The sequence below is a fragment of the Campylobacter sp. CNRCH_2007_0968H genome, from assembly GCF_025773245.1.
Taxonomy (GTDB): domain Bacteria; phylum Campylobacterota; class Campylobacteria; order Campylobacterales; family Campylobacteraceae; genus Campylobacter_D; species Campylobacter_D lari_D.
On record NZ_JAKMTQ010000031.1, the window covers coordinates 1 to 2,812 of the forward strand.

Annotated in this window: 4 protein-coding genes; all 4 read left to right on the forward strand. The window is 24.0% G+C overall.

The genetic code is table 11. From position 1 onward, the window contains the following. Window positions 1–825 (forward strand): bacteriophage T4 gp5 trimerisation domain-containing protein (locus L8Y18_RS08415; RefSeq protein WP_306808638.1); only part of this gene is annotated, 825 nt, incomplete at its 5' end. 150 nt (window positions 826–975) lie between these two features. Then, entirely contained in the window at window positions 976–1,743 is a 768-nt protein-coding gene (locus L8Y18_RS08420; RefSeq protein WP_263676649.1) for a hypothetical protein, read from the forward strand. Between the two features lie 380 nt (window positions 1,744–2,123). Next, window positions 2,124–2,564 (forward strand): hypothetical protein, encoded by a 441-nt coding sequence (locus L8Y18_RS08425; protein ID WP_263676650.1) that lies wholly within the window; start codon window positions 2,124–2,126, stop codon window positions 2,562–2,564. Between the two features lie 13 nt (window positions 2,565–2,577). Then, window positions 2,578–2,812 (forward strand): hypothetical protein (locus L8Y18_RS08430; protein ID WP_412175799.1); only part of this gene is annotated, 235 nt, incomplete at its 3' end.

Consider the following 2,812-nt stretch of genomic DNA (forward strand, 5'->3'; position numbering starts at 1 on the left):
GATCCTCTTGTATCGTTGCCACACCATGATCACAAAACTTCCATTAGCTCTAAAACTATAGGAGTATATGAACAAGGATACAATGAACTAACTTTATCCAACTTAAAAGATAAAGAACAAATCTATCTAAAAGCAGAAAGAGATTATGATGAATTGGTTCAGCACAACTTTACTCAAAGAATTTTAAATGATAAAGATTCTATGGTGGATGGGATTTATAATGAAAGAATTAAAAAAGTTCATACGCAAACCATAGATTTAGCTAAAAATGTCAATGTTGGTGCTGAGTATCTAATAAATGTAGGTTTATCTAAAGACACCATAGTTGGATTATCTAACACTTTAAATGTAGGAGTAGACAACAAGTTAAGAGTAGCTAAAAATTCAAGTGAATATATAGGAGAAAATAAAGACACTGAAATATGCGCAAACAAAAATACCATTATACATAAAGATGAAACTAGAAATGTTAAAGGAAACAAAAAAGAAATTATAGAAGGTTATTACAATATAAATACAAGCAATAAAATACAAGTCTTGAGCGAAAAAGAGATAGATTATAAAAGTAAAGACAATATTCTTTTTACAAGCAATGAGTCCATGGGATTTGAAAGCGATAAAAATACAAGTATGGTGGCTAATAATATCACTACCTATGCAAAAACAACTCATTATCTAAAGGCTGATAGTGAGGCAACTATACAAGTAGGAGAAACATTGATTAATGCTAAACCAGATTGTGTTATCATTAAAGCAGGTGGAGTAGAAGTAGTGATAGATTCTAAGGGTCTTGTTGTTAAAGGTGGAGAAATTAAAGCAGAGTAAATATATAGTATTTTTTTTTGAAAATAAATACTATATTTTAAAAATTTTAGAATGCCAAATATTAGTAATACAATAAATAGTATAAAAAAATATCATTATGATTTTTATAGAAAATTTTATAAACTATTTTTAAAATACCAAGGAATATAAATGAAAAAACCTTTTTATAAACTTAAAAAATTTTATATACCCTGCGGTTTGCTTATAGCTTTGATTATTTTTATAAGCTTAGCTTATCGCCCTTTAGAGCTTATCTTTTGGGATAAGTATTATTATGAAAAAGAAAATCAAATTAGAAAAGAGATATCTAAATTATTCTGGAGCAACGAAGAAGAATTTAAAAAAGTTTTTGTAGAACAAAACTTAAATCAAGAATTAAAACTTAATCAAAAAGAATTATTAAATTATATGCATCATTTTAAAAAAGATTTTAAATTTATGCAAATTTTAGGTTTAGACAATGCTTATTTGGTAGCTCTTAGAAATAAAGTAAGTATATTTGGAAGAAAAAGTGAAACTAATCTTAATTATTTTTATCTTGCTTCTAATAGCACTACCAATTTAAACGAAATGAATAATTTTATAAGCATTATGGATAGATATATCATTTTTATTAACAAAATAGATGCATTGCCTGACACTTATACACTTATGAAAATAGCCTTTAATGCTGATTATTTTCTTTTTAATTTAATCCCATTTGCTTCAAGCCTAGATAAAAACTTTATGTGTTCTATACCTCAAAAAGAACAGTTATTAGAAAATATGATTAATTCTTATAAAAAAATGAATTTATTATATAAAACAAAACTAAAAACCGAAATTCAAGAAATGATACACCCAACAATATATGAAGCAAAAAGATATAATTATTTCATAAATTTTGCTAAAGGAAAATTAAATGCATGCGGAAGATAATTTAAATTTTAAAGATAATTTTTAAATTATATAGGAAAAATAAATGTCTATTTATAAAGAATGTGAAGTTTGTAAAACAAAAATCAATAAATTACAAAATATTTGGAATATATTCTCAGGCAAATTAGAAATAAAATGCAAAAATTGCAAAAGTAAATATGGAGTTTCTAATAAAATTATAGATTGGGTGTATAGTATTTTTTGTGAAAACTTATTACTCTTTCCACCAATTGTATTTTTAAATTTCATATATTTAGGTAGATATTTTTCAAAATATGGATTATTTGAAATGATATGTTATTTATCAATAATCATTCTTTTTAGTAGAAAACTAATAAATATTGTTTTACTTCTTCTTTGTAAATTAAAAAGGCTAGAAAATGAGAGATAAAGGATTAATGGAACATCTTAAGGATATTAAAGATGGTATTGTAGATTGTTATATAGGACCTTATGATTTTGGAGATTTTTTAGCTAGAATTTCAGGTTTTAGAGATTGGCAAGAAAAAAGTGTTATTTTAGATGATTTTCATAAAAGGCAGACACTAGAAGAATTAGACTTTTTAAAAGATATTGTTAAAAATGAAACTTCTAGAAATGTTATACTAGAATATTTAATAAAAGATATCAATGAAAGACCTTTGTATTATTTAGCACTATCAGGAATTTTAACAACAATTAAAAAAATAACCAAAACAAAAAAAACTATTCATAATAAACATAACTTCTTTAGGAGGAAAAGCAACATCCACCACCCACTCTCTCTACCCCTACTACAAAAACATACAAAATTCCTTTGCTCCTTTATGTTCTATAGATAATAAAAATAGTAATTTGTTAAAAGAATTTAATTTTGATAGTTTTTCTTGTAATTTTTACAATAATAATATTTTCAATCAAAGTCTTAAATATTTAGATAATATACAAGATGAAAAAGAATATATCAATGAGTATAAAATATTTTTAGAAAATCTTAATCACTTTAATCAAGAATATAATAATTATAAACTTATGTCTATACAAGTAATCAATAATTTAAAAATAGCCTATATACAAAAACTATCTTTGG

Excerpts from the sequence above, each read along its gene's own strand:
- L8Y18_RS08420 (WP_263676649.1), top strand. The coding sequence starts at position 976 with ATGAAAAAACCTTTTTATAAACTTAAAAAATTTTATATACCCTGCGGT.
- L8Y18_RS08425 (WP_263676650.1), top strand. The coding sequence starts at position 2,124 with ATGAGAGATAAAGGATTAATGGAACATCTTAAGGATATTAAAGATGGT.